This is a genomic window from Paenibacillus sp. JT31N7, assembly GCF_059692095.1.
In genome coordinates, this window is the sequence record NZ_JCAUAT010000008.1 from 1 (window position 1) to 20,375 (window position 20,375).

Annotated in this window: 14 protein-coding genes, 1 rRNA gene and 1 pseudogene; 3 read left to right on the forward strand and 13 right to left on the reverse strand. The window is 55.2% G+C overall.

What is annotated here, in order from left to right:
* The 5 genes from AC58P5_RS24520 to AC58P5_RS24540 all read right to left on the reverse strand — a co-directional run.
* Positions 1–59, reverse strand: a 16S ribosomal RNA gene (locus AC58P5_RS24520); the annotation flags it as partial.
* Positions 60–518: 459 nt separating this feature from the next.
* The gene (ligA, locus tag AC58P5_RS24525) at positions 519–2,540 is read right to left on the reverse strand and encodes an NAD-dependent DNA ligase LigA (RefSeq protein ID WP_497391313.1); all 2,022 of its coding nucleotides are present in this window, start codon (positions 2,538–2,540) and stop codon (positions 519–521) included.
* A 42-nt stretch (positions 2,541–2,582) separates the two neighbouring features.
* Positions 2,583–4,916: a DNA helicase PcrA gene (gene pcrA / locus AC58P5_RS24530; RefSeq protein WP_497391315.1), complete on the reverse strand. Its 2,334-nt coding sequence runs from the start codon at positions 4,914–4,916 to the stop codon at positions 2,583–2,585.
* A gap of 48 nt (positions 4,917–4,964) precedes the next feature.
* Positions 4,965–5,651 (reverse strand): heptaprenylglyceryl phosphate synthase, encoded by a 687-nt coding sequence (pcrB, locus tag AC58P5_RS24535; RefSeq protein ID WP_497391317.1) that lies wholly within the window; start codon positions 5,649–5,651, stop codon positions 4,965–4,967.
* A 289-nt stretch (positions 5,652–5,940) separates the two neighbouring features.
* The gene (locus tag AC58P5_RS24540; RefSeq protein WP_497391319.1) at positions 5,941–6,363 is read right to left on the reverse strand and encodes a hypothetical protein; all 423 of its coding nucleotides are present in this window, start codon (positions 6,361–6,363) and stop codon (positions 5,941–5,943) included.
* A 143-nt stretch (positions 6,364–6,506) separates the two neighbouring features.
* Here AC58P5_RS24540 and hlpB point away from each other — a divergent pair, with 143 nt between their 5' ends.
* Positions 6,507–6,806: an HNH nuclease-like protein HlpB gene (hlpB, locus tag AC58P5_RS24545; protein ID WP_497391321.1), complete on the forward strand. Its 300-nt coding sequence runs from the start codon at positions 6,507–6,509 to the stop codon at positions 6,804–6,806.
* A gap of 91 nt (positions 6,807–6,897) precedes the next feature.
* Here the strand turns inward: hlpB and AC58P5_RS24550 are convergent, their stop codons facing one another.
* The 6 genes and pseudogenes from AC58P5_RS24550 to AC58P5_RS24575 all read right to left on the reverse strand — a co-directional run.
* The gene (locus AC58P5_RS24550) at positions 6,898–8,037 is read right to left on the reverse strand and encodes a spore coat protein (RefSeq protein WP_497391323.1); all 1,140 of its coding nucleotides are present in this window, start codon (positions 8,035–8,037) and stop codon (positions 6,898–6,900) included.
* A gap of 81 nt (positions 8,038–8,118) precedes the next feature.
* Positions 8,119–8,367 carry a hypothetical protein gene (locus AC58P5_RS24555; protein ID WP_497391325.1) on the reverse strand — a complete coding sequence of 83 codons (249 nt, stop codon included), beginning with the start codon at positions 8,365–8,367 and terminating at the stop codon, positions 8,119–8,121.
* 234 nt (positions 8,368–8,601) lie between these two features.
* On the reverse strand, positions 8,602–9,522 hold the full coding sequence (locus tag AC58P5_RS24560) for a DUF4340 domain-containing protein (RefSeq protein ID WP_497391327.1): 921 nt from the start codon (positions 9,520–9,522) through the stop codon (positions 8,602–8,604).
* On the reverse strand, positions 9,519–10,907 hold the full coding sequence (locus AC58P5_RS24565; protein ID WP_497391329.1) for a GldG family protein: 1,389 nt from the start codon (positions 10,905–10,907) through the stop codon (positions 9,519–9,521). Before AC58P5_RS24565 ends, AC58P5_RS24560 begins: the two co-directional genes overlap by 4 nt.
* A 5-nt stretch (positions 10,908–10,912) precedes the next feature.
* A complete protein-coding gene (locus AC58P5_RS24570) occupies positions 10,913–11,629 on the reverse strand; it encodes an ABC transporter permease subunit (protein ID WP_497391331.1) in 717 nt (238 codons plus the stop codon).
* A gap of 712 nt (positions 11,630–12,341) precedes the next feature.
* A pseudogene (locus AC58P5_RS24575) lies at positions 12,342–13,106 on the reverse strand (ABC transporter ATP-binding protein); the annotation flags it as partial.
* A 260-nt stretch (positions 13,107–13,366) separates the two neighbouring features.
* On the opposite strand from AC58P5_RS24575, the gene AC58P5_RS24580 reads away from it, so the two are divergent.
* Positions 13,367–13,873, forward strand: a complete 507-nt coding sequence (locus AC58P5_RS24580) for a sigma-70 family RNA polymerase sigma factor (RefSeq protein ID WP_497391333.1) — start codon at positions 13,367–13,369, stop codon at positions 13,871–13,873.
* A complete protein-coding gene (locus tag AC58P5_RS24585; RefSeq protein ID WP_497391335.1) occupies positions 13,866–15,191 on the forward strand; it encodes a DUF4179 domain-containing protein in 1,326 nt (441 codons plus the stop codon). The genes AC58P5_RS24580 and AC58P5_RS24585 overlap by 8 nt, the downstream gene beginning before the upstream one ends.
* A gap of 69 nt (positions 15,192–15,260) precedes the next feature.
* On the opposite strand, the gene AC58P5_RS24590 is transcribed toward AC58P5_RS24585, so the two are convergent.
* Together AC58P5_RS24590 and AC58P5_RS24595 are read right to left on the reverse strand one after the other, a co-directional pair.
* Entirely contained in the window at positions 15,261–17,948 is a 2,688-nt protein-coding gene (locus AC58P5_RS24590; RefSeq protein WP_497391337.1) for a U32 family peptidase, read from the reverse strand.
* A 295-nt stretch (positions 17,949–18,243) separates the two neighbouring features.
* Positions 18,244–20,316 (reverse strand): glycosyl hydrolase family 18 protein, encoded by a 2,073-nt coding sequence (locus tag AC58P5_RS24595; RefSeq protein ID WP_497391339.1) that lies wholly within the window; start codon positions 20,314–20,316, stop codon positions 18,244–18,246.
* Between the last annotated feature and the right edge of the window lie 59 nt (positions 20,317–20,375).

Genomic DNA, 20,375 nt, shown 5'->3' on the forward strand with positions numbered 1-20,375 from the left:
TGCATGTATTAGGCACGCCGCCAGCGTTCGTCCTGAGCCAGGATCAAACTCTCCGATAAAGTTGTGCCGACCTTACGGCCAGCGGTTTATCTCAAGCTGATTAAGCTCAAATTTAAATCTATGCTGGTTGTAAATAAGTTCTGTTCAGTTTTCAAGGAGCTTACTTAATGTTTGCGTCACTTGCGGTGACAAGAACTAATATTATCAGGCTTTTTAACTATTTGCAACCCCTATTTTAAATGAATTTTCTTCCAGGTGTTTAAGGAGGTTGAAAAATGGGTACAAGCCCGGGGTTTAGACATTTTCTCCCCTTTAAGTGCCTATAAGTGATCGCTAACTTTGTTCATAATAGCGTACGGTACTTGGCATCTATTGCGGCAGATCAATGTATTGCGGCCGTAGGAGAAACCGCAGAATGAACCAATCCGTGCCGGAGTTCTCCGGCGGACTTCTTCTATATACAAGAGTAAAGACAAGGCCCGAACGAACAAGCCTTGTCTCTTGTATCCCAGCCGGGCTTATCGTTCTCCGAGCAGCTCCAGAAGTTCCTGCTCGTTATCTATAATCCGGATGCCAAGTGACTGGGCCTTGGCAAGCTTGCTGCCGGCGCTTTCCCCGGCGATAACGATGTCCGTCTTCTTGGAGACGCTGCCGGTTACTTTGGCTCCGAGGGCTTCGAGCTTATCCGCCGCTTCGTCCCGGCTCATCGCGCTGAGCGTACCTGTCAGCACGATGGTTTTGCCGAAGAGGGGATGGCTCTCGTCCGCCGCGGCGACCGGCTTTTCTTCCGCGCGAGGCGTGACGCCCGCAGCAAGCATGCGGGAAATGCTGTCCTGCATGAGCGGGTCGTGGAAGAAGCTGTAGATGCTGTCGGCGACGATACCGCCGACATCCGGCAGCGCGATCAGTTCTTCGATCGACGCCTCCATGACCTTGTCCAGGCTGCCGAGGTGCTCAGCCAGCACTTTGGTCGTGGTTTTGCCCGTATTCGGGATGCCTAAAGCAAACAGGAAGGACGACAGGTCGCACTCCTTGCTTTTCTCGAACGCGGCAAGCAGCTTGTTGGCTTTTTTCTCCCCGAAACGTTCCAGCTTGATCAGATCGTCATAATTGAGCCTGTACAGGTCCGCAGGATCGCGTACGCCCACCTCCTGATAGAGCTGTTCCGCCGTCATGACGCTGAACGTATCGATGTCCATCGCGTCGCGGGAAGCGAAATGAGTAATTCTGCCGATCATCTGAGGTCTGCAGCCCAGGCGGTTCGGACAGAATAAATGGGCCCCCCGCTGTTCAAGCGGAGTTCCGCAGGCCGGGCAATTTTCCGGGTAAACGATCTCTTCTCCGTCGGTCTCTTCCGTGGCCTTACCGAGTATTTCCGGGATCACGTCGTTCGAGCGGCGGATATAAACAAGACTACCCAGAGCATGCTTCAAGTTTTTGCGTTCGATATCGCCGATATTGTTCAGCGTGCAGTTTTGTACGGTCACACCTGCCAGATCGACCGGTTCCACACGCGCTACCGGCGTTATTTTACCCGTGCGTCCCACTTCCCAGGATACGGATTCCAGAACGGTCGTAACCTCTTCCGCCTCAAATTTGAAGGCGATGGCCCAGCGCGGAAATTTCTCGGTATACCCGAGCACTTCCCGCGTACGCATATCCGCCACTTTGACTACGGCACCGTCGATAAGGAAGTCATAGCTCAGGCGATTGCTTCCGATACGCTCCAGTTCTTCCATGACATCGTCGATGGAGTCAAAAAATTTGATTTCCGGATTAACCTTAAACCGGTTCTCTTTAAGGAACTCCACCATTTCCTGATGGTTGGTGAACCGGAGATTATCGGAATAACCTACATTATAGAAGAAGGCACTCAGTTTGCGTTTGGCCGTTACTTGCGGATTCAGGTTGCGAAGAGCACCTGCGGCCGCATTGCGCGCATTTTTGAACGGTTCGGCCGCCTTCTGATTGTATTGATCCAAAACGGACAGGAACATCAGGCCTTCGCCCTGCACTTCAATGACCCCGTCTTTATAGGGAATCTCCAGAGGGACGGAACGGATGGTTTTCACCTGCTCCAATATTCCCTCCCCTACCGTTCCGTTGCCGCGGGTGGAAGCTTGGACAAGCGCCCCCTTGTCGTACGTCAAATTGAGCGTGAGCCCGTCAAATTTAAGCTCGACGACGAAGGTCGGATGCGGCAAAGGATTGTCCGGATTCTGTTTGTTGTGCTCGCCAACGAGCTTTAATACGCGCGTCAGCCACGCGTTAAGGCCGTCTTTGTCGCGCGTCTTGTCCAGACTCCACAGCCGGGAGAGATGACGGTGGGGTTCGAACCCTTTCAGCAGCTCGCCGCCGACACGCCTTGTGGGAGAATTCGGAAGCGTCACTCCCGACTCCCGCTCCAACTCCACCAGCCGGTCATACAGCTTGTCATATTCGGCATCGGTAACTACCGGGCGGTCCAGCGTGTAATAATTGTAATTGTGCTGCTCGATAGCTTCGATGAGTGTCTTCATCTCCGCAGTGAAGTCGGCCATCAATCTTCTTCCTCTCGTCTCATCTATTCCTTAATTCGTGTTTTATTGCTTCGTAATCGGCGCAAACTTGGCTAAAAGCCGTTTGACGCCTACGGGCGCCGGGAAAGCGATCTGGAGCTCGGTATCGTCCCCTTTGCCTTTAACCGCCACGATGACACCTGTTCCCCATTTGCCGTGGGATACCTTGTCCCCCATCTTGAAGTCTGCCGGCTGATTTCCTGCCGCAGCGGGAGCCGTACGCGGGGTACTGCGAACCGTCGAGGCTGCCGGGGAAGACTTGCCGAATGAGGAAGTCTGGCTTCCCCAAGAGGAGCCGCCCGCGGCAGATTGTCCGAAGCTCGTGGAACCCGAGCTGCCGAAGCCGGAGGATGTGCGTCCCCCGAAGCTTGTACCGCCGCTGCGGGACCAGCCGGAGAATGTGCTGCCCCCTCCGCCGGAAGAGACGATCTCCATAAGTTCCTGTGGAATCTCTTTGAGGAACCGGGACGGCGGGTTGGCGCTTGTCCGGCCGAAAAGCATCCGCATCCGGGCGCAGGAAAGGAACAGGTTTTCTTCGGCACGCGTGATGCCTACATAAGCCAGGCGCCGCTCTTCTTCCAGTTCCTCGTTGTCCGTGGCAACACGGCTGTGAGGGAAGACGCCTTCCTCCATGCCTATGATAAAGACGACGGGGAACTCCAGGCCTTTGGCGCTATGCATAGTCATTAAGACGACCGCGTCCTGAGGTCCCGCATCTTTGTCCATCGTATCTATATCGGCAATAAGCGCCAGATCCGTCAGGAACGCGACAAGGGACTTGTCTTCGTTACGGGTTTCAAACTCGCTGGTAACCGACAAGAACTCGTCGATGTTCTCCAGCCGTGATTTGGATTCCAGCGTATTCTCACGCTGCAGCTCCACCCGGTACTGGCTCAGTTCCAGGACCTTCTCGGTTAATTCCGTAACGGACAAGTAGTCCACCATCCGGTGAAGGTTATGGATCATGTCGCGGAAGTCCGCAAGCGCGTTGCGCGTTCTCGCCGAAATTTCCAGCGATTCCACTTCATCGAGCATGGCGAACATGGAGATACCCCGTCTGCCCGCGAAATCGGCAAGTTTATCGAGAGTAGTATCCCCAATTCCCCGCTTCGGAACATTTACGACCCGCGCCAAGCTGATATCATCGTCCGGATTGGAGATAAGTCTTAAGTAAGCCAGAATATCCTTGATCTCTTTGCGGTCGTAGAACTTGACGCCTCCCACGATTTGATAAGGAATGTCGGATTTAATTAAAATTTCCTCGATGACCCGGGATTGGGCATTGGTCCGGTACAGGATCGCGTGATCCCCGTATTTTTGCGCGGAACCGACGTTCTTATTGATTTCACCGGCGATAAAATACCCCTCGTCATGCTCGGAATCCGCCTGGTAGACACGGATTTTATTGCCTTCTCCTTTGTCCGTCCAGAGATTCTTGGCTTTGCGGCCCGTGTTGTTGCCGATCACCTTATTGGCTGCCTGCAGGATGGTCGAAGTGGAGCGGTAATTCTGTTCCAGCAAAATGGTCGTGGCGTTCGGATAATCTTCCTCGAAGTTGAGGATGTTCGTGATATCCGCTCCCCGCCAGCGGTAAATGGATTGGTCGGAGTCACCTACGACACAGAGATTCTTGGATTTGTCCGCCAGCATCTGGCACAGCATATACTGGGCGCGGTTCGTATCCTGATACTCATCCACGTGAATGAAGCGGAATTTATTTTGATAAAATTCCAGCACTTCCGGCACATCGGTAAAAAGCTGGATCGTCGCCATAATCAGATCGTCGAAATCCAGGGAGTTGTTGCTTTTGAGTTTTTTCTGGTACAGGGTATAGACTTTGGCCACCAGACCGTCAAAATAATCCCCGATCTTCTGCTCGAAACGCTGAGGGGTGACCAGTTCGTTCTTGGCTGTGCTGAGTGCGGCCTGAACGGCTTTGGGCTCGAATTTTTTTGTATCGATGTTGAGCTCTTTCATGCAGGTTTTAATAACGGATAATTGATCGCCGGAGTCCAGGATGGAAAAATTCGAAGTAAACCCGATCCGGTCGATATCGCGGCGCAGAATCCGCACACACATGGAGTGGAACGTGGATACCCAGATGTCGCCCGCGGACGGGCCCACAAGCTGTTCGACCCGTTCACGCATTTCGCGTGCGGCTTTGTTCGTAAACGTGATGGCCAGAATGCTCCAAGGGGCCACCCGCTTCGCACCGATCAAATAAGCGATTCTGTGGGTCAGAACTCGGGTCTTGCCGCTGCCCGCTCCCGCCATAATGAGAAGAGGCCCTTCGGTCGCTTCCACGGCTTTACGCTGCTGAGGGTTGAGCTTCTGAACGGCTTGCTGTATATCAATCATGAGATTAACTCCTTCCACGGCTGACCGGCCGCAACCGGTCCCCGCTTGTTATATCAACGCCCGCACCGTTTCCAGTGCACGGTCCAAATCTTCGTATACAAGGTTGCCGACCACAATCGTATCGGCGGCTTCGGCCGCCAGCTTCGCTTTCTCGGGACCGTCAATGCCTCCGCCGTAGAATAACCGGGTGCCTTCCAGGACACGTCTCGTCCTTCTGACGAGCTCCATATCGCCGAACGTCCCGCTGTATTCCACATAAAAAATAGGGAGCCGCAGCAGATGCTCCGCCATGCGGGCATAAGCCACAACGTCACGCTCGGTCAGGTCCGTACGGGCTGCCGTCACCTTCGCGGCGGTAGATTCCCCGTTCAGAATGACATATCCTTCGACGAGAATCTCGTTCCAGTCCATGATAGCCCCGTATTCTTTGAGCGCCTCATGATGGCGTCCGAGAATCCACTGGGGATCTCCGGCATTAAGCACCATAGGGATAAAAAACAGGTCAAAGCCCGGCACAATCGCTTCCGAATCGGATACTTCCAGTATGCAGGGCACTTCAAACCCGCGTATCCGCGCAAGCAGATCCACGGTATTGTCAAACGTTACACCGGACGATCCGCCGACCAGAATGGCATCGGTGCCGGACAGGCAGATACGCTCCAGAGCCTCTTCGGATATTTCCCGGTCGGGATCGAGCTTAAAAACATGTTTCCAGGTTGAGCTGTCTACGATCAAAACGTTTCTTCCCTCCGCTCAAGCATAGGCGAATAAGCCGCCTGTCTGCACTTCAATACCCTCAGTCTATGCTACGCGTCCGGGTGTGTCAAATAAGGAGACAGACCTCTTTTTATTATAAAACAAGAATGTACGTTCGCGAAAGAGGAACTTCCATTTTGAGAGGTGGGAGTGAAAGGAAGTTCGCGCTTGGAGCTAGGAAAAAAGAAAAAGAAACCGTCCGAACACGAGGTTCGTCCGGTTTCGGTTTTTCGGGATACCCGTTTATGTAGGCCTTGAAAGATCGGGATTACTTTTTAACCGTTACATCGAATACCTTTTCCACATTTAAAGGAACATGGTCGTTCTGCTGGAGGGACAGCTTGATCGTATGTTTGCCCGGAGGAATGTTTTCCAGACGAACCGGGGCATCTGTCTTCAGCATCGCTTTCTGAACGCCGTCCACGTAAATGTGGAGGTGGCCTTCTCCCTGTTTGGGCGCTGCACCCATGCTGTCACCGGCGATCGTCAAATTGCTGACCTTGTAGGAAATAACGGCGGATGTGCCTTCCTGCGTCAAGGTTGCGTCGATAGTCGGGGCCGCTCCCGAAACGGCCTTGCTGCCTACCTGATCCGATTTGTTCTGGAAGCCGCATGCCGTTAAGGCGCCGCTGCAGGCAAAGATGAGGAGAAACATGAGCACAAAAGATCGTTTACCGCTTATTTTACGCATGATTTGGACACTCCTTTAGTTAGTTAAATGGCTGAGAGGGACATCCCTGTAACTTGTATATGTGGCGTAATGAGGAAACATGCCAGCATCTTTGGGAAGGGTATAATGTAAACGGCGGAACGGACCGGAGAGGAGAGGCGGTTATGGTCAAAAAGAAAGAGCCGGGCACCTGTGAATTATGCGGACGTCACGAAGTGAAGCGGACCGAGCATCACTTGACCCCGAAGGAGAAAGGGGGAACTTTTCTGCCGACGGCTATGCTTTGCATTCCCTGCCATAAGCAGATTCACGCCCTCTTTACGAACGAACAGCTGGAACGCGGGCTGCATACGCTTGATGCGCTGCGGGGCGATGAACGGATGAAGGCTTTCCTCAAGTGGATCCGCAAACAGCCATCGACAACTCTTCCGCGAATCCGTAAGCCTCGGGAATTAAGGCAATAAAAAAACGCCTTTCGAGGAGGCGTTTTTTTAGGACGGCAGCTTGTATTGTGCCAGGCTGCCGACAGGATTCTAAAGACCGGGGCCAGAGCCGTTAACCCTGCGGACGATGTGCAGGCGGCCTGCCGCCGCTCTCTCCCCTATACGGGGAGTTGTAAGGCGGCTGCGCAGACGGCGCCGTGATTGGAGCCGGGTTACCCTGCTGCTGCGGCTGGCGGGCGTACGGCTGTCCGTACCGCTGGGGCTGTCCGGCCGAGTAAGTGCCTGCCGCGGGCTGACCCTGCTGCGGTCGGGACTGGCCGTAAGGCGCACGGACCGGGCCCGGGGCCGGACTGCGGAAGCCGCCGTAGGACGGCGCAGCCGGTACGCCGGAAGGAGACGCGGGCTGCCCGTAGGCCCCGGGCAGCACTGACGCTGCAGGCGTACCGTAAGGCGCCGCTCCGCCTGTGGCAGGTCCGACGGCGGGACGGCCGTACGTGGAGCGCGGAGCTCCGTACGCGAAGGCGGGGCTGTCCGCCGACGCGGGAGCCGGCTGCTCAGGCGCAGCGGGAGCGGGCGGCCCTCCGAAGCGCGAGGGTGCTCCGTTCGCGGAGGCGGAGCTGTCCACCGACGCGGGAGCCGGCTGCTCGGGCGCAGCGGGAACGGGACCACCTGCGGTCATTTTCGCAGCTTCCGCGGAAACGGACTCTTCCTCATCCGGATCTGACGGCTCGGAATGATAAGCGTCTACTCCTCCGTAGGAAGAATCATAGACGGAAGACGCGGAAAGAGAAGAATAATAATCGGGACGTTCTCCGAATATTTCAAGTTCCTTCTCTTCGTATGTAAGAGGCTTTATTATGGTTTCATTCTCCTCAAGAGCTTGAAAAGACGCTTCCGGCGACGCCCCCGAATCAGCTTCTGTCTCTTCCATTCCGGCAAAATCTTTCCGGATAGCGGCTTCCAGCTCGGAAAGCGCACGGTCATGGCTGGCAATCTCCTGCAGTACGTCTTCCCCGCTGGCGTTCTGGACCTTCTTCTTGTCCCCGCGGGCCGCCAGGAGCCTGTACAGCTTATCCTGATCATCCAGCGTCTGCTGGAGAAGCTGGCGGTAAAGAGCGCGAATGCCAGGCTGCCGGGCATCCCATGCGGCCGATGCGTATCTGGACGCAAGCCGTTTAAAATCGGCCATCGTCCGTTCGGCATCCTCCCACTGTTTGTCCACGGCTTGTTCCGTTTGAAGTTCCTGTTTCATCTGCTGCCACCTCCATTTAGTCCATACGTCTGCTCATAGAGATCCTCCGCGGCTTAAGAGCCGGAGATCTAAGGTAAGGGATCATAGTTCCGTGCTTCTCAGCGCAGCCAAAAGCTGCCGGGCACAGCTGAGCCGGAGCACCGCCAATTGCCCCAGCACTTCCTTAAGCTCAACATCCGTTGAGGATTCCGCTTCTTCGGCACAGCGTTTGGCCAGCGTATGTTCAAAACGGATCAGGTCTCCTAACGACTGAAGCTCGGGAAGAGTGACTCTCTCCAAATGTTCTTCTTTGTAAACGACACGGTGCTCTCCGGCATGACTGATTGCCATTTCCCTCAACCCCCTGATCTGATGTTTTATTAGCATGCCCATTTTTACCCATCCTATGTAATGCTCTCCTCCTTCACTTTAGCACCGGCCGCATCCGGGTAAAAAAAAGAATAAAAGCGCCAGGCGCTTTTATTCTTCGGAATTCCTTCCTTCCGTTTGATATCGGAGAGGAGCAGACGTTGCTCTGTTTTTTTTCTTCAAGGCTATAGCCTCCTGCCGGGACACCTAAAGCCGCTACTCCTTTTTTACGTTAGAAGCCGCTACTTCTTCCATGGCCGCTTGCGGAATGGCATAGGCCCAGTCTCCGCCCTCCTTGGCAACCCATACGGATTTGCCGTCTGCGCGGCCGCTATACGTATCTTTCACCTCTTTGCCGTCAACGGTACGGACGATTTCAAGCGTCCATTCCCCCGGCTTGATCGCCGCATCGGCGGTCTGTTTCGGCATTTCCTCCGTTTTCATGAAAAGCACCTTGTCCAGAACCTGGGTCGCCTCCGTTCCCTCGGTCTCGCGGTCCGGCAGCTTCCATTTGGACTGAGCCGCCGGTTTATCGGCCTCGTTTTTCGTCAGGGCCCATTTGTGATCCTTCCAGGAGAACGTGACGCTTTTAACCTGATCGTAATCGAATTTCACCGGACTCGTTTCCACGAAATCCAGCGGCGACTTGTTCAAGGCGGATAGCGAGGATTCTCCCACCTGATAGACGGCAGGAGAGCTTCCCAACTGTACGTAGACGTATCCTTCCACCGGTGTAGGAGATCCCGCCTTCAATTCTTGGGTAGTGCCGTCCGAAAGATTCACCTTATAGACGGCAGAAGGTTTGTCGAGACCGTACTTGGCCAAATCGGACGCCTTCTCTTCCACGACTCTCTCCTGTGTCAGCAAATTGAAAGAATCCATCCACCCTTCGGTCAAGTTAGGGTTAAGCGGAGCGGCCGAGGGCTTGGTCATCGTCCATTCGCCGCCCTTGCGGACCAGTTCCGTCTGCTGGCCTCCGCTTACGATAGAAAAGCTTTGGACATCCGCAACATTTACGTGGACAAGAGGCTTGGATGTTTCCACTTGTTTTTCCTTGAAAAAATCCTGGCTCCAGGCATACCAGAGACCGCCAAGAAACACGAGAATCAAAAGCAGCGCGGGCGCGAATTTTTTCACCCTTTTCTCCTCCTCCACCAGATAAATCCACCGAGCAGCAGGAAGATCAGCGGCATAAAGACAATCGCCACGAAGAAGATGGTTTTGGCCTGCCCCGGCGTCAATGCGGCGGTTTGATAGGCTTCGTTCTGTCTGGGCCGGATCGTCACCTGATCTTTTTTCTCCTGAAGCCACCCGATGCTGTTCATCGCAAAATCGCGGTTGCCCTGCACATTGATCTCTTGATCCATCAGGAACGTGGAACCGCCGAGTATGACAGCCTTAGGCTTGCTGTCTTTATCTTCTACCGCATAGCCCAGGTTGAGCGGACCTTTCACATCTTTGTCGTCCTGATTCGTCTGGGATTTCATCAAACCGGCGATATCCGTTTCGCCGTATGCTTGAGCCGACGTCTTCAAGATCGGCGTGCTTTTAAAATCTCCCTCTTCCTGGGCGTTCAGGGCAACTGCCAGCGACATCATCGTCAGGAGATTGTAGTTTTTCAGCTTTGTCGTGATGTCATGATCCCCGTACTCCGGAATAATCGTAAGCGGATCGTACAGGGTGCTCTGTTTCGCTTCGATGGCGACCGCATGCTGGTCCTTGACGCCGTACGTATTCATAAGGGCATCGATGTTTTTCCATTTGGACGCCATTTCATGGCTGAAGCCGAGAGAGACGTACAGCTTGCCTTTCCCGCTCAGGTACTGCTTGATCAGTTCCGCCTCTTTGTCGTTCAAGTCGGTTTGGGGACCGATCAGGAACAGCATGTCGGCATCATCCGGAATTTTGCCTTCCCGGTAAAGATTAAGATCTTTAACCGTGTAATTTTCGCCTTCCAGACTCGATTTCAGAACGGTCATCTCCTGGAGCGTTATTTCCTGGTGCCCCGATAAGAAATAGACTGTATGCTTTTCGGTGCTGGTCAGGCTTTTGACGGCCTGGGTCATCTTCTCTTCCCCGGCAAACTGATAAGAGCCGGAGCCTTGGCCGGCCGTGAACATCTCCCGGAAGGTGATCACTTTTTTCTGGCTTCCGCTTTCGAAAACAAGACTGCTCTGCTGAACGCCGTACTGCTGAACTTTGGAGGGTTCTTTCAGCATGTCGTACTGGTCATATGTAATCTTTCCCGTGCGCTTGCTGAATTCCTGAACCATATCCGTCACTTCGCGGGTCAACACGCCGTCCGGATCCTCCTGAGGATTCGTAAATGCCGTGATATGAATGTCCTTGTCCAGACCTTTCAGGGTTCCAAGCGTTTGATCCGAGAGTGTGTACATTTTATTTTTGGACAAGTCGAGCTGAAAATCTTTCAACGAATGAAGAAAGAAGGTCAGTAGAATAAAAATTCCGATGACGGCGATTGAAATTACCGCCGTATTTGTACCGCGCAGCCATTTCTTCATCGCTGTCACCTCCACCGTTTTCTTTCAAGGGTCTGCATGCTGAGAATAAGGAACAAAGCCGCAAGCGTCACGAAGAAAAGGATATCCGCTCCTTGAAGAATCCCCTTCTGCATATTAGCCATCCGTCCGCTCATCGAGAACTGGATCACCCATTCCCGGAACTTGCCGCCGAATCCGTCGGCTATCCAGTCGATCAGCCAAAAAAACAGAAGAAAAGCAAAACCTGCAATCCCGGCCACCATCTGATTGTTGGATAACGTGGAGGCAAACAGGCCGATTGCCATCATGGCGGCTCCCAGCAGGAACATACTGAGGTACGACAGCCACAGAATCGGTTGATCCAGCGTGCCGAAGGCCAACATGATCAGCGGGTAGACCAGACTGCACAAGGTAAGCAGAAACTGGACGATAAGCGCAGCCATGTACTTGCCCAGCACAATTTCGCCGATTCCGGCGGGTGAAGTAAGCAGAAGCTCATCCGTGCCATGGCGGAATTCATCCGCCACCAGACGCATCGTAAGCAGCGGGATGATGAACAGGTAAATGAACGTAATATTTCCGACCACATACCGGATATCGATCAGGCTGGGCTGCACCATGACGAAATTCAAGTAAAACATAATGCCCGAGACCAGCACATAAAAAGCGAATGCGACATAAGAGGTCGGCGAATAGAAAAATAGTTGCAGTTCTTTCGAGCAGATCGCCCACGTTCTACGCATCTTCGCCGCCTCCCTTCGATTGGCCTGCCGCCGTACTTCCGGATTTGTCCTTCAGCGGCAGCCATCTGCTGACACGGTCCAGCTTGGACGGCTGTCCCGGACTGCTTTCCCTATCACCTTCGGCAGCGGCGGACAAACTCTCGTCGGTCGTCAGCTTAAGGAAAATATCTTCGAGGCTGAGGCTCTCCCGCTTCATCTCCAAGATAGGATAGCCCGCTTCCGCAAGACGGAAGAAAAGCGGCTCGCGGATGTCCGTGCTGTCGGCTGACGAAACGAGCAGCTTGACCGTGCCGGGTGTATCCGGCGCACCGCCAGCGGGAGAAGCATCCGCCGGGCGGGAGACCTGCGTCGCGGAGGATCCGGCCGCAGCCGGGTCATCGACGGAGCCGATAGAGTCCGGCGCTTCCGGCGGCGTATCCGGCGCGCCTGCCGGATCAGCGCTCAGCTGCATATCCGCCTGCGGTAGAATCGAGGCGTCGGCTCCGGTGCCTGCCGGATCAGCCGGCTGCGGCGTATCGGCTTCAGTCGGCGCATCTGCCGCGGCGGTCGCAGCGTCCTTAGCCGGCGCTCCGGCCTCGCCCGCCGGATCTCCTGCGCCGCCAGACGCCGCTCCCTGCGCTTCCGCGCCCGTAGTTCCGGCTGAGTTAGACGCACCTGCCTGGGCCACGGGCAGGCCAAGCGTCCCCGCGTATGCGCTGCCGGAAGAATCCGCCAGCTCCCGGACGGCGGCAATGCCGGCGGTAGAGCCCAGCAGCGAGATGACTTCCTCGCGCGGGCCCTTCACTTCCAGCGACACCTCGAATGTGTCGCCCATCGTCGCGCCGAGCATCTCCGGCTTCTCGTCGAGCACAATCTGCCCCTGGTTGATAATGAGCACCCGGTTGCACAGGGTGTTCACTTCGGGCAGAATGTGCGTGCTGAGCAGCACCGTATGATTCTCTCCCAGCTCGCGGATCAGGCTGCGGATTTCAATGATCTGCTTCGGGTCCAGACCCGAAGTGGGCTCGTCCAGCACAAGCAGATCGGGCTTGTGGACGATTGCCTGCGCAAGTCCCAGACGCTGCTTGTAACCTTTGGACAAGCTGCGGATAATCTGGTTTTCGCGTCCGTTAAGCCCCAGCTTGTCGATAATTTCGTTAACCCTGCCTTTTTGCGCCCGGACAGGTACGTCTCTGAGATCGGCCACAAATTTAAGGTACGAACGTACGGTCATTTCCGGATAAAGCGGCGGCGTTTCAGGCAGATATCCGATCTTGCGCCTTGCCTTGCGGGGATGGTCGGCCATGGACAAGCCGTCCACCAGAATGCTCCCGCCCGTCGGATTCAAGTACCCCGTAATCATCCTCATGGTCGTCGTCTTACCTGCTCCGTTGGGGCCCAAAAAGCCCACAATTTCTCCTCGCTGCATAGAAAAATTGATATCCTTAACTCCCCGCGAGTTTTCGTAGAGCTTGCTGACACCGTTCACTTCCAGCAATCCTGCCCCCTCCTTTAACTGTAAAATAGGGTGTTCACCAGCCACATATTCTGGGATGTATAGACAACGTTCTTTTGTAGAAGCCGTACTCAATATATCCAGGGCACAATAAAACAAGCTTAAACAAAACTGAATTTTGGATTAAAAAAATGTGTCCGAATTGTGAAAGAAATATTTTCACCGAATTGCCGACGATTCTCTCTCTTGCTCCGTCTAATAAAATAGAACCTGGAAGGAGGGACCTTTTTCTGGACACCGAAATGCTTGTCCGGGCGGCACGGAACGGAGACGATCAGGCTTTTACCCGGCTTATGGAAGAGGAAAAAGCAAGGCTGTACCGGATTGCCTACGCCTACCTTCACAGCCGACCGGACGCGCTGGATGCCCTGCAGGAAACGGCTTTCCGGGCCTTCCGCAGTATTCGCAAACTGCATGATCACGCGCTGTTTTCCACTTGGATTACACGTATTCTGCTGAATTATTGCGCCGACGAACGAAAGCGCCGGAAACGTACCGTTCCAACGGATTACGCGACTCCAAAAGAAGTCTCCGGTCCCCAGCCCGACAACCTGGATTTATATATGGCCTTGGACCGCTTGCAGCCTTCCGAAAAACAGCTCATCATCCTCAAATATATGGAGGACTGGACATACCCTCAGATCGCAGCCTTGCTGCAAATGCCGGAAAGCACAATTAAAACCAGGGCGCGCAAGGCGCTCGATCAGCTAAAATCGATTCTCGGAAGGGAGGATGAAGCTTGTGGATGAGCACGATTGGCTGCAAAAAGAACTGCGCGGAACGGCAGACGGCGAAATACCTGCCGCGGCCGATCTTGCCATAGCGCGAGGTATTCAGAGAGCGAAAGCATTAAGGCGGCGGAACCGGACGGCTTTAACCGCCGCGGCTTCCTTTCTCCTTCTGGTTACTGTATTTGCGGCCTTAATCCACGTGTCTCCGGCTTTTGCCTCTGCGATCCGTCAAATTCCGGGTATGGAGATTTTCGTCCGGATGCTGAGCACACAGGATAAAGGGTTGGCGCGGGCATTCGATAACGAGTTTTTTCAGCCGCTCAACGTATCCCACACGGAAAACGGAGAAACCGTCACGCTTAACGGCGTCATTGCCGATGAATCGCGGATCGTGGTCTTCTATTCCTGGAGCAACGCCCGCTCAGCCTCGAAACGAGGACCCGAGGTAAAGCTGTTTCCTGCCGACGGAAGCCATATGCCGGCTGTTATTGGTTTTCAGCATTCGCCCGTCCCTGCCGAACCTGTATCTTCGGGCAGCGACTATTTGGATGCGATGCTGGCAGAGGACGTGCCGATGCCGGAAAATTTCATTTTAGAAGCCAGACTAGCGGACGATGACGGCCCGGTTTGGAAAATACCTTTCGAGCTCGACCGGGGACTTTTCATGAACCGGGTGGAGACGATTCCGATCGGCAAAAGCGTCGTTATCCAAGGTCAAACGGTCACGTTTAATGAAGCCAAGCTCTACCCGACCCGTGTTCTGCTGGACGTTTCGTATGAGGAAAGCAACACGAAGCAGCTTTTCGGGCTGCGCGACGTTCATTTGGTCACCCAAAAAGGGGAACATCTTCCGAGTCGGGGTGCATCCAACGATAGCGAGAACAAAAAGAGACTCGCCTTCGAAAGTTCCTACTTTACCCAACCGAAGGAACTGTATGTGGAAGGCAGCCTGGTGACGGCTCTGGACAAAGATCAATTAACCGTGAAGCTGGATTTGGCGAACAAACAGATTGTATCTCCGGGCAACCGGCTTCAGCTTCTGAAGCTGACCGACAGGGGCGACAGCTACGCTGTTTCCCTTAAACTAAGCGGGCTCGATTCCTCCTGGGACAACATGGGTTATATGGCGGGATCGGGCACCTGGAGAGATGCGCACGGGAACACTGTCGAAGTGTCGAACCATACTTCAAGCAGAACTTTAGGAGAGGATCCCGAATCAAACGCATCCGTCGAGTCTTTCACGATTCCCAAAAAAGATTACGGCGGCGTGCTGACCACAACCTTGCAAGAATGGCCGAATGCCCTCAGAGAACCGTACCGCATTCGAATCAAATAACGGCTTTTTGTAATGAAAAAAAGGCCCGCCGGTTTGCCGGCAGGCCTTATTCTTGTTCCGATTCGTTGCTTATTCCATCGTATCCACGCGGCCCCATTTAACAAGCTGACCGCGGGTAACGCCCAGCTGGTTGGTCGCTTTGAGCGTCTTCCAGACCTGCGTGCCTGTCATGTTGCCGCGGATCGCCCGGCGGTACAAGTCCAGCACTTCCTTGACCTTCTCCGGCGATTCCTCCAGGAACTCGACACGGTACGAGCGTACGCCCAGCTCAAGGAAGTGGTTCAAATATTCGGCGCCGGACTGCTCAATGGCGTTGTAGACTGTGTTGCGGCAGCCTTCATCCACTCGAACCGGATGAGACATACCGATCCGGTCCTGCAGGGAGGCGCGGTGATCTTCGCAAGGACGCCCGCAGTTCGTGAAGTCGGTGCCTTCGCTCATAAACGTGCAGTACACGCAGTGCTCCGTATGGAACATCGGCATGTGCTGCTGGATCACCATCTCCATCTTCGACGTATCCGTGCGCGACAGCATATCCACCATCTGCTGGATATTCAGATCGTACGACGGAGTGACCATGGAGCATCCGGCATCTACGAAGAGCGAAGCCGTCTTGTGGTTGGCGATGTTCAGCGAGAAATCGCCGATCAGTTCCGGCTGGTACTCCTCCGGGTTCTCCGCACGGTACTTCATGAAGAAGTACATTGCACCAGTGTTCCGGATAAGTACCGCATCCGGCCGCAATTTCAAAATATTGCGGAAGTAGCCGGTCTCGCCCGGCATATGAATGCGCGGAGTCGCCAGCGCAATCTTCTTGCCCGCGGCATGAGCGGCCTCCACAGCGGCCGGAAACTGCTTGATGAACTCGAAATCGGCGTAGATCATATCGACGTCGGTTTCGACGGCCGCAAGCACCTGCTCGATACCGCGGCAGAGCGCGGTCAGGCGCACGCCGTAAGGCTGTGCCATGACGCCGGCGGAAGGAGCGGCTCCGATGCCATCTGCGGCCTTGCTGCCTGCCGCGTCAGGGCCTGTCGGCGGTGCCGGTGCCGGTGCAGCTTCCGCAGGCACCTGCTGTGCGGCCGCATCCGCGCGGCCGCTTGCCCGGCGCTCTTCGACGCTCACCGGCACCTGGAGCAGCTGCTCATCCGCGTAAGCGTCGACCTCGCGCTTCAGGTAGCGGCGCGGCTTCTGGCGCTCGGCTTCGAGCAGCTCCACGGCGCGGCGGCGCAGGGCGTTCAGCTCGCGCATCGGGACGATCACGTCGCCGCTGAGCTGGACGTCCAGTCCGGCCAGCTCGAAGATCGTGCCGCCGAGACGTCCCAGCTGCTCCGCCAGCACCTCTTCGCCGAGAGGGCGCTTCAGGGCCGCTTCCAGCAGCGCTTCGCTTTCCACGAACACACTGTGGTTCGAGGAAGGATCGCTCCACCAGGTCTTCAGCGGCTGGCCTGCCGCTCCTGTGACGCGAAGGTGAACCGGAAACGTACGGTACGGCTTCTCCGTTTCGTACGTTTGACGCAGACGCTTGTCGAGCGCCGGATCGCTCGTCTTCCAGATCCGGTCTCCGACGCGGACACGTCCGAGATCCACATCGTTGCGGCCCGGCACGATCTCGATCAGACCGCCCTCGGCTTCGCCTTCCATTTTGACGCCTTTACGGCGCAAGTCGTATACGCGGCCGCCCTCTTCCTTCTTCGTCGGGTCGCCCGCATCGAACACAATCCCGTCTCCGCGTTTGAGCGGCGCCTCAATCTCGCAAATGACCGCATCGCGCAGAACCTGCTTCACACGGCCGAGGAATACGCCGCGGCTCTTCGGGAACGTGCCGTCCACAAGCTTCTTGTTGTTCGTTCCTTCCAGGAACCCGCTCGTGAATCCCCGGGAGAAGCTCTGCTGGAGCTCGCGGATTTCTTCCTTCGACGGCTTTGCATCCTTGCCGTCGAAATAAGCGTCGATAGCCCGGCGGTACTTGCTCACGACGTTGGCGACATACTCCGGACTTTTCAGGCGTCCTTCGATCTTGAACGAGGTCACGCCCGCTTCGATAAGCTGCGGCACCAGCTCGATAGCGGCCAAATCCTTGGGGGACAGCAGGTAAGCTACGTCCCCCAACGGCTTAGGCTCTCCGTCGACGATCAAATCATACGGCAGACGGCAGGCCTGGGCGCACTCGCCGCGGTTGGCGGAGCGCCCTCCCCACATTTCGGACGTCAGGCATTGACCGGAATAAGAGACGCACAGCGCACCATGCACGAAAACTTCCATCGGAAGCTTCGCCTGGTCGCCGATCGTTTTGATCTGCTTCAAATTGTTTTCGCGTCCGAGCACGACACGCTCGATCTCGAACGGTTTTGTAAACTCCACCGCTTCCGGCGAAGTAATGGTCATCTGCGTCGACCCGTGGATCGGGAAATCCGGGGAGATGTCGCGGATCATTTTGACAAGACCCAGATCCTGTACGATTACCGCGTCCACACCCGCATCCACGCATGCCTCGATAAGCTCCTTCGCATCGCGGAGCTCGTCCTCAAACACGAGAATGTTGAACGTCAGAAAGCCTTTGACGCCATATAAATGTAGAAACGACATAATGTCGGACAGTTCATCCATTTTGAAATTGTGCGCACGTGCGCGGGCGTTGAATTTTTCAACCCCGAAAAAAATCGCGTTGGCGCCGTTCGCTACGGCCGCCCGCAGGCAATCCCAATCGCCGGCAGGAGCCAGAAGCTCTATATCTTCTCTGCGTAAAGAGCGCATGATTCATATCCTTTCATTGTGCAAATCAGGTAACATAACTAGTGTACCTTTGTGCATCTTCGCCCGCAACCCGCAAAAGCCTCCGCGGCCTCCTTTTTTTGTCATACGGTTGAAAAAATAAGCCTCCCGGACAAATTCGTCCGCAGGCGGCTGGCAGTTCCGGTCTTTAACGAAACCGTTCTCCGCAGCACACGGCTTATTCAGAGCACGTTACCTCCCATTCCGCAAAAAAAGAACGCCGTCGTTAGACAGCGCCCTTTTCTCTTCCTATTAAGATCGTAAAAAGAATAAGTGCTTAGTGAGGCAGATCGTTGGAGACGACCGTTTGCAGAGTTTTGTTGCTGTCCGCTTCCAGCTCCCAGAACATCACGCCGCGCAGTCCTTTGGACTTCGCATATTCGTTCTTCGCGTGGATCGAAGCTTCGTCCTCGTAAGTGATAAAGATTTTGCTCGTCGGGTTGTACAGGTAAGGTGTCTTGGTCACGTCGTTCCAGTAACGCGTGAAGCCCAGGCCGCCCACCGTATATTTGCCGCTTGCGTCTTTCGTCAGGTAGCCTTTGTTCTGCAGGTACGAGAAGTTGAAAGTGGAACCGTCCGAGCCCGTGTTGGCGGAGCCGGTGCAGCTTTGATACAGACCGTCGCCTTTGGCTCCCGCGTTACAGCCGTTCCAACCGTAGCCGTAGAAAGGTTCGCCCACCGTAATTTTGCTGGCCGGCACGCCTTTGTTCAGATAGATTTTGACGGCGGAATCCACATTAAACTGCGGAGTGCCGGACGGATCGCTCGGGTCGTTGTAAAGCGGTGCTACGTGATTGCTGGAAGTATCCCAAGGACCGTGGAAATCGTACGTCATGATGTTGATCCAGTCCAGATAGTTCGCCAATTGGGTGATCCAGTTGGATGTGCCGCCCGCATCCGCCACGAAAGTGGAGTTAGCTCCGGAAGCGATCGTGATATAGTACTGCTTGCCGTCCTTCTGACCGGCCGTATCCAGTTGCTGGCGCAGAGTCTGCAGCAGCAAGATATAGTTGGCTTTATCCGCCGAGCGCTGGCAGGTTTGACCGGAAGCGCACGGTACGCCGATAGCGTTCGGATATTCCCAATCGATATCGATGCCGTCAAAATTGTACTGGCGGAGCAGAGAAACCGCCGAAGTCGCAAAGTTTTGACGGGCTGTCGCATCCGCAGCCGTGTTGGAGAACTGGTTGGACCAAGTCCATCCGCCGATGGAGAAGAACAGTTTCAGCTTCGGATTTTTCGTTTTCAGCTGAGCCAGCTTCTTCAGGTTCTCGTAGCCGCCGCCTTCGCCGACATCATCGACATAAGGATCGCCCAGTACGATGGAACCGTTCGGTGCGTTGTTCGCGGCTCCATTGCCGTCTTGGCACGGCCAAGTTTGGGCATTCGGATTTTCGGGGTCATTGGAAGGGTTGCCATGCCTGCCGTTCCAGCAAATATCCAGGAACGCGTAGTTGATGGCGGATAATTTCGTTGCATCTACGTTAGCCGGTGTGAAAGAAGGCGTATTGTACGAAGTCCAGCTCGGGAAGTAACCGATAATCTCGTTGCTTCCGACCGGCTGAGTCGTCGTCGTGGCCGTTACAGCCGCGCTCGCGGGGGACACATTGCCCGCCGCATCTTTGGCTTTCACGGTGAATGTGTACGCCGTGTTCGCCTGCAGGCCCGTCACCGTGTAGCTAGCCGAAGACGTGGAGCCGGCAAGCGCGGAACCGTTGTACACGTCGTAGCTCGTCACACCGACGTTGTCGGTAGCCGCTGTCCAGCTTAGCGCTACACTGTTAGCGGTTATATTTGCAGCCTTTAAATTAGTCGGCGCAGTCGGCGCCTGCGTGTCCGGGGCTGCCGTCGTAACGGTTACCGCCGCGCTGGCCGCAGATACATTACCGGCGGCGTCTTTAGCCTTTACGGTAAACGTGTAGGACGTATTCGGCTGAAGGCCGGTTACCGTATAAGCTGTCGTCGTCGAGGTTCCGGCCAGAGCCGTACCGTTATATACTTCGTAACCGCTTACACCAATGTTATCGGTAGAAGCCGTCCAACTGAGTGCGGCGGAATTCCCCGTTACGGTTCCGGCCTTCAAAGCCGTAGGCGCTGTTGGTGCCTGAGTGTCCGGAACAGCTGTCGATTTCTTCCAAAGCGCCGGTACGTTCGGCGGCTCCCAGCCCTGCAGTGCCGTGTGCGGCTGCACACATTCGTAGAGCGTTCCGCTGTAACTGACGATCTCACCCTTCTTGTAAGCCGTTCCCGGTGCCCATTCCGACGCGCCCAAAGCGGTCAGCGGCAAGGATACGAGCAGAAGCAGGACGACCAGAGCGAACGCTAATCCTCTTTTTGCTTTTCCATTCATCCGTTAATTCTCTCCCTTCATAATGAGGAAACTTTCCGGGACAACCCGTTTAACCCGTC

Excerpts from the sequence above, each read along its gene's own strand:
- AC58P5_RS24550 (WP_497391323.1), bottom strand. The coding sequence starts at position 8,037 with ATGAAACAGGAACTTCAAACGGAACAAGCCGTGGACAAACAGTGGGAG.
- hlpB (WP_497391321.1), top strand. The coding sequence starts at position 6,507 with ATGGTCAAAAAGAAAGAGCCGGGCACCTGTGAATTATGCGGACGTCAC.
- pcrA (WP_497391315.1), bottom strand. The coding sequence starts at position 4,916 with ATGATTGATATACAGCAAGCCGTTCAGAAGCTCAACCCTCAGCAGCGT.
- AC58P5_RS24595 (WP_497391339.1), bottom strand. The coding sequence starts at position 20,316 with ATGAATGGAAAAGCAAAAAGAGGATTAGCGTTCGCTCTGGTCGTCCTG.
- AC58P5_RS24570 (WP_497391331.1), bottom strand. The coding sequence starts at position 11,629 with ATGCGTAGAACGTGGGCGATCTGCTCGAAAGAACTGCAACTATTTTTC.
- AC58P5_RS24555 (WP_497391325.1), bottom strand. The coding sequence starts at position 8,367 with ATGGCAATCAGTCATGCCGGAGAGCACCGTGTCGTTTACAAAGAAGAA.
- AC58P5_RS24580 (WP_497391333.1), top strand. The coding sequence starts at position 13,367 with ATGCTTGTCCGGGCGGCACGGAACGGAGACGATCAGGCTTTTACCCGG.
- AC58P5_RS24540 (WP_497391319.1), bottom strand. The coding sequence starts at position 6,363 with ATGCGTAAAATAAGCGGTAAACGATCTTTTGTGCTCATGTTTCTCCTC.
- ligA (WP_497391313.1), bottom strand. The coding sequence starts at position 2,540 with ATGGCCGACTTCACTGCGGAGATGAAGACACTCATCGAAGCTATCGAG.
- AC58P5_RS24565 (WP_497391329.1), bottom strand. The coding sequence starts at position 10,907 with ATGAAGAAATGGCTGCGCGGTACAAATACGGCGGTAATTTCAATCGCC.
- AC58P5_RS24590 (WP_497391337.1), bottom strand. The coding sequence starts at position 17,948 with ATGCGCTCTTTACGCAGAGAAGATATAGAGCTTCTGGCTCCTGCCGGC.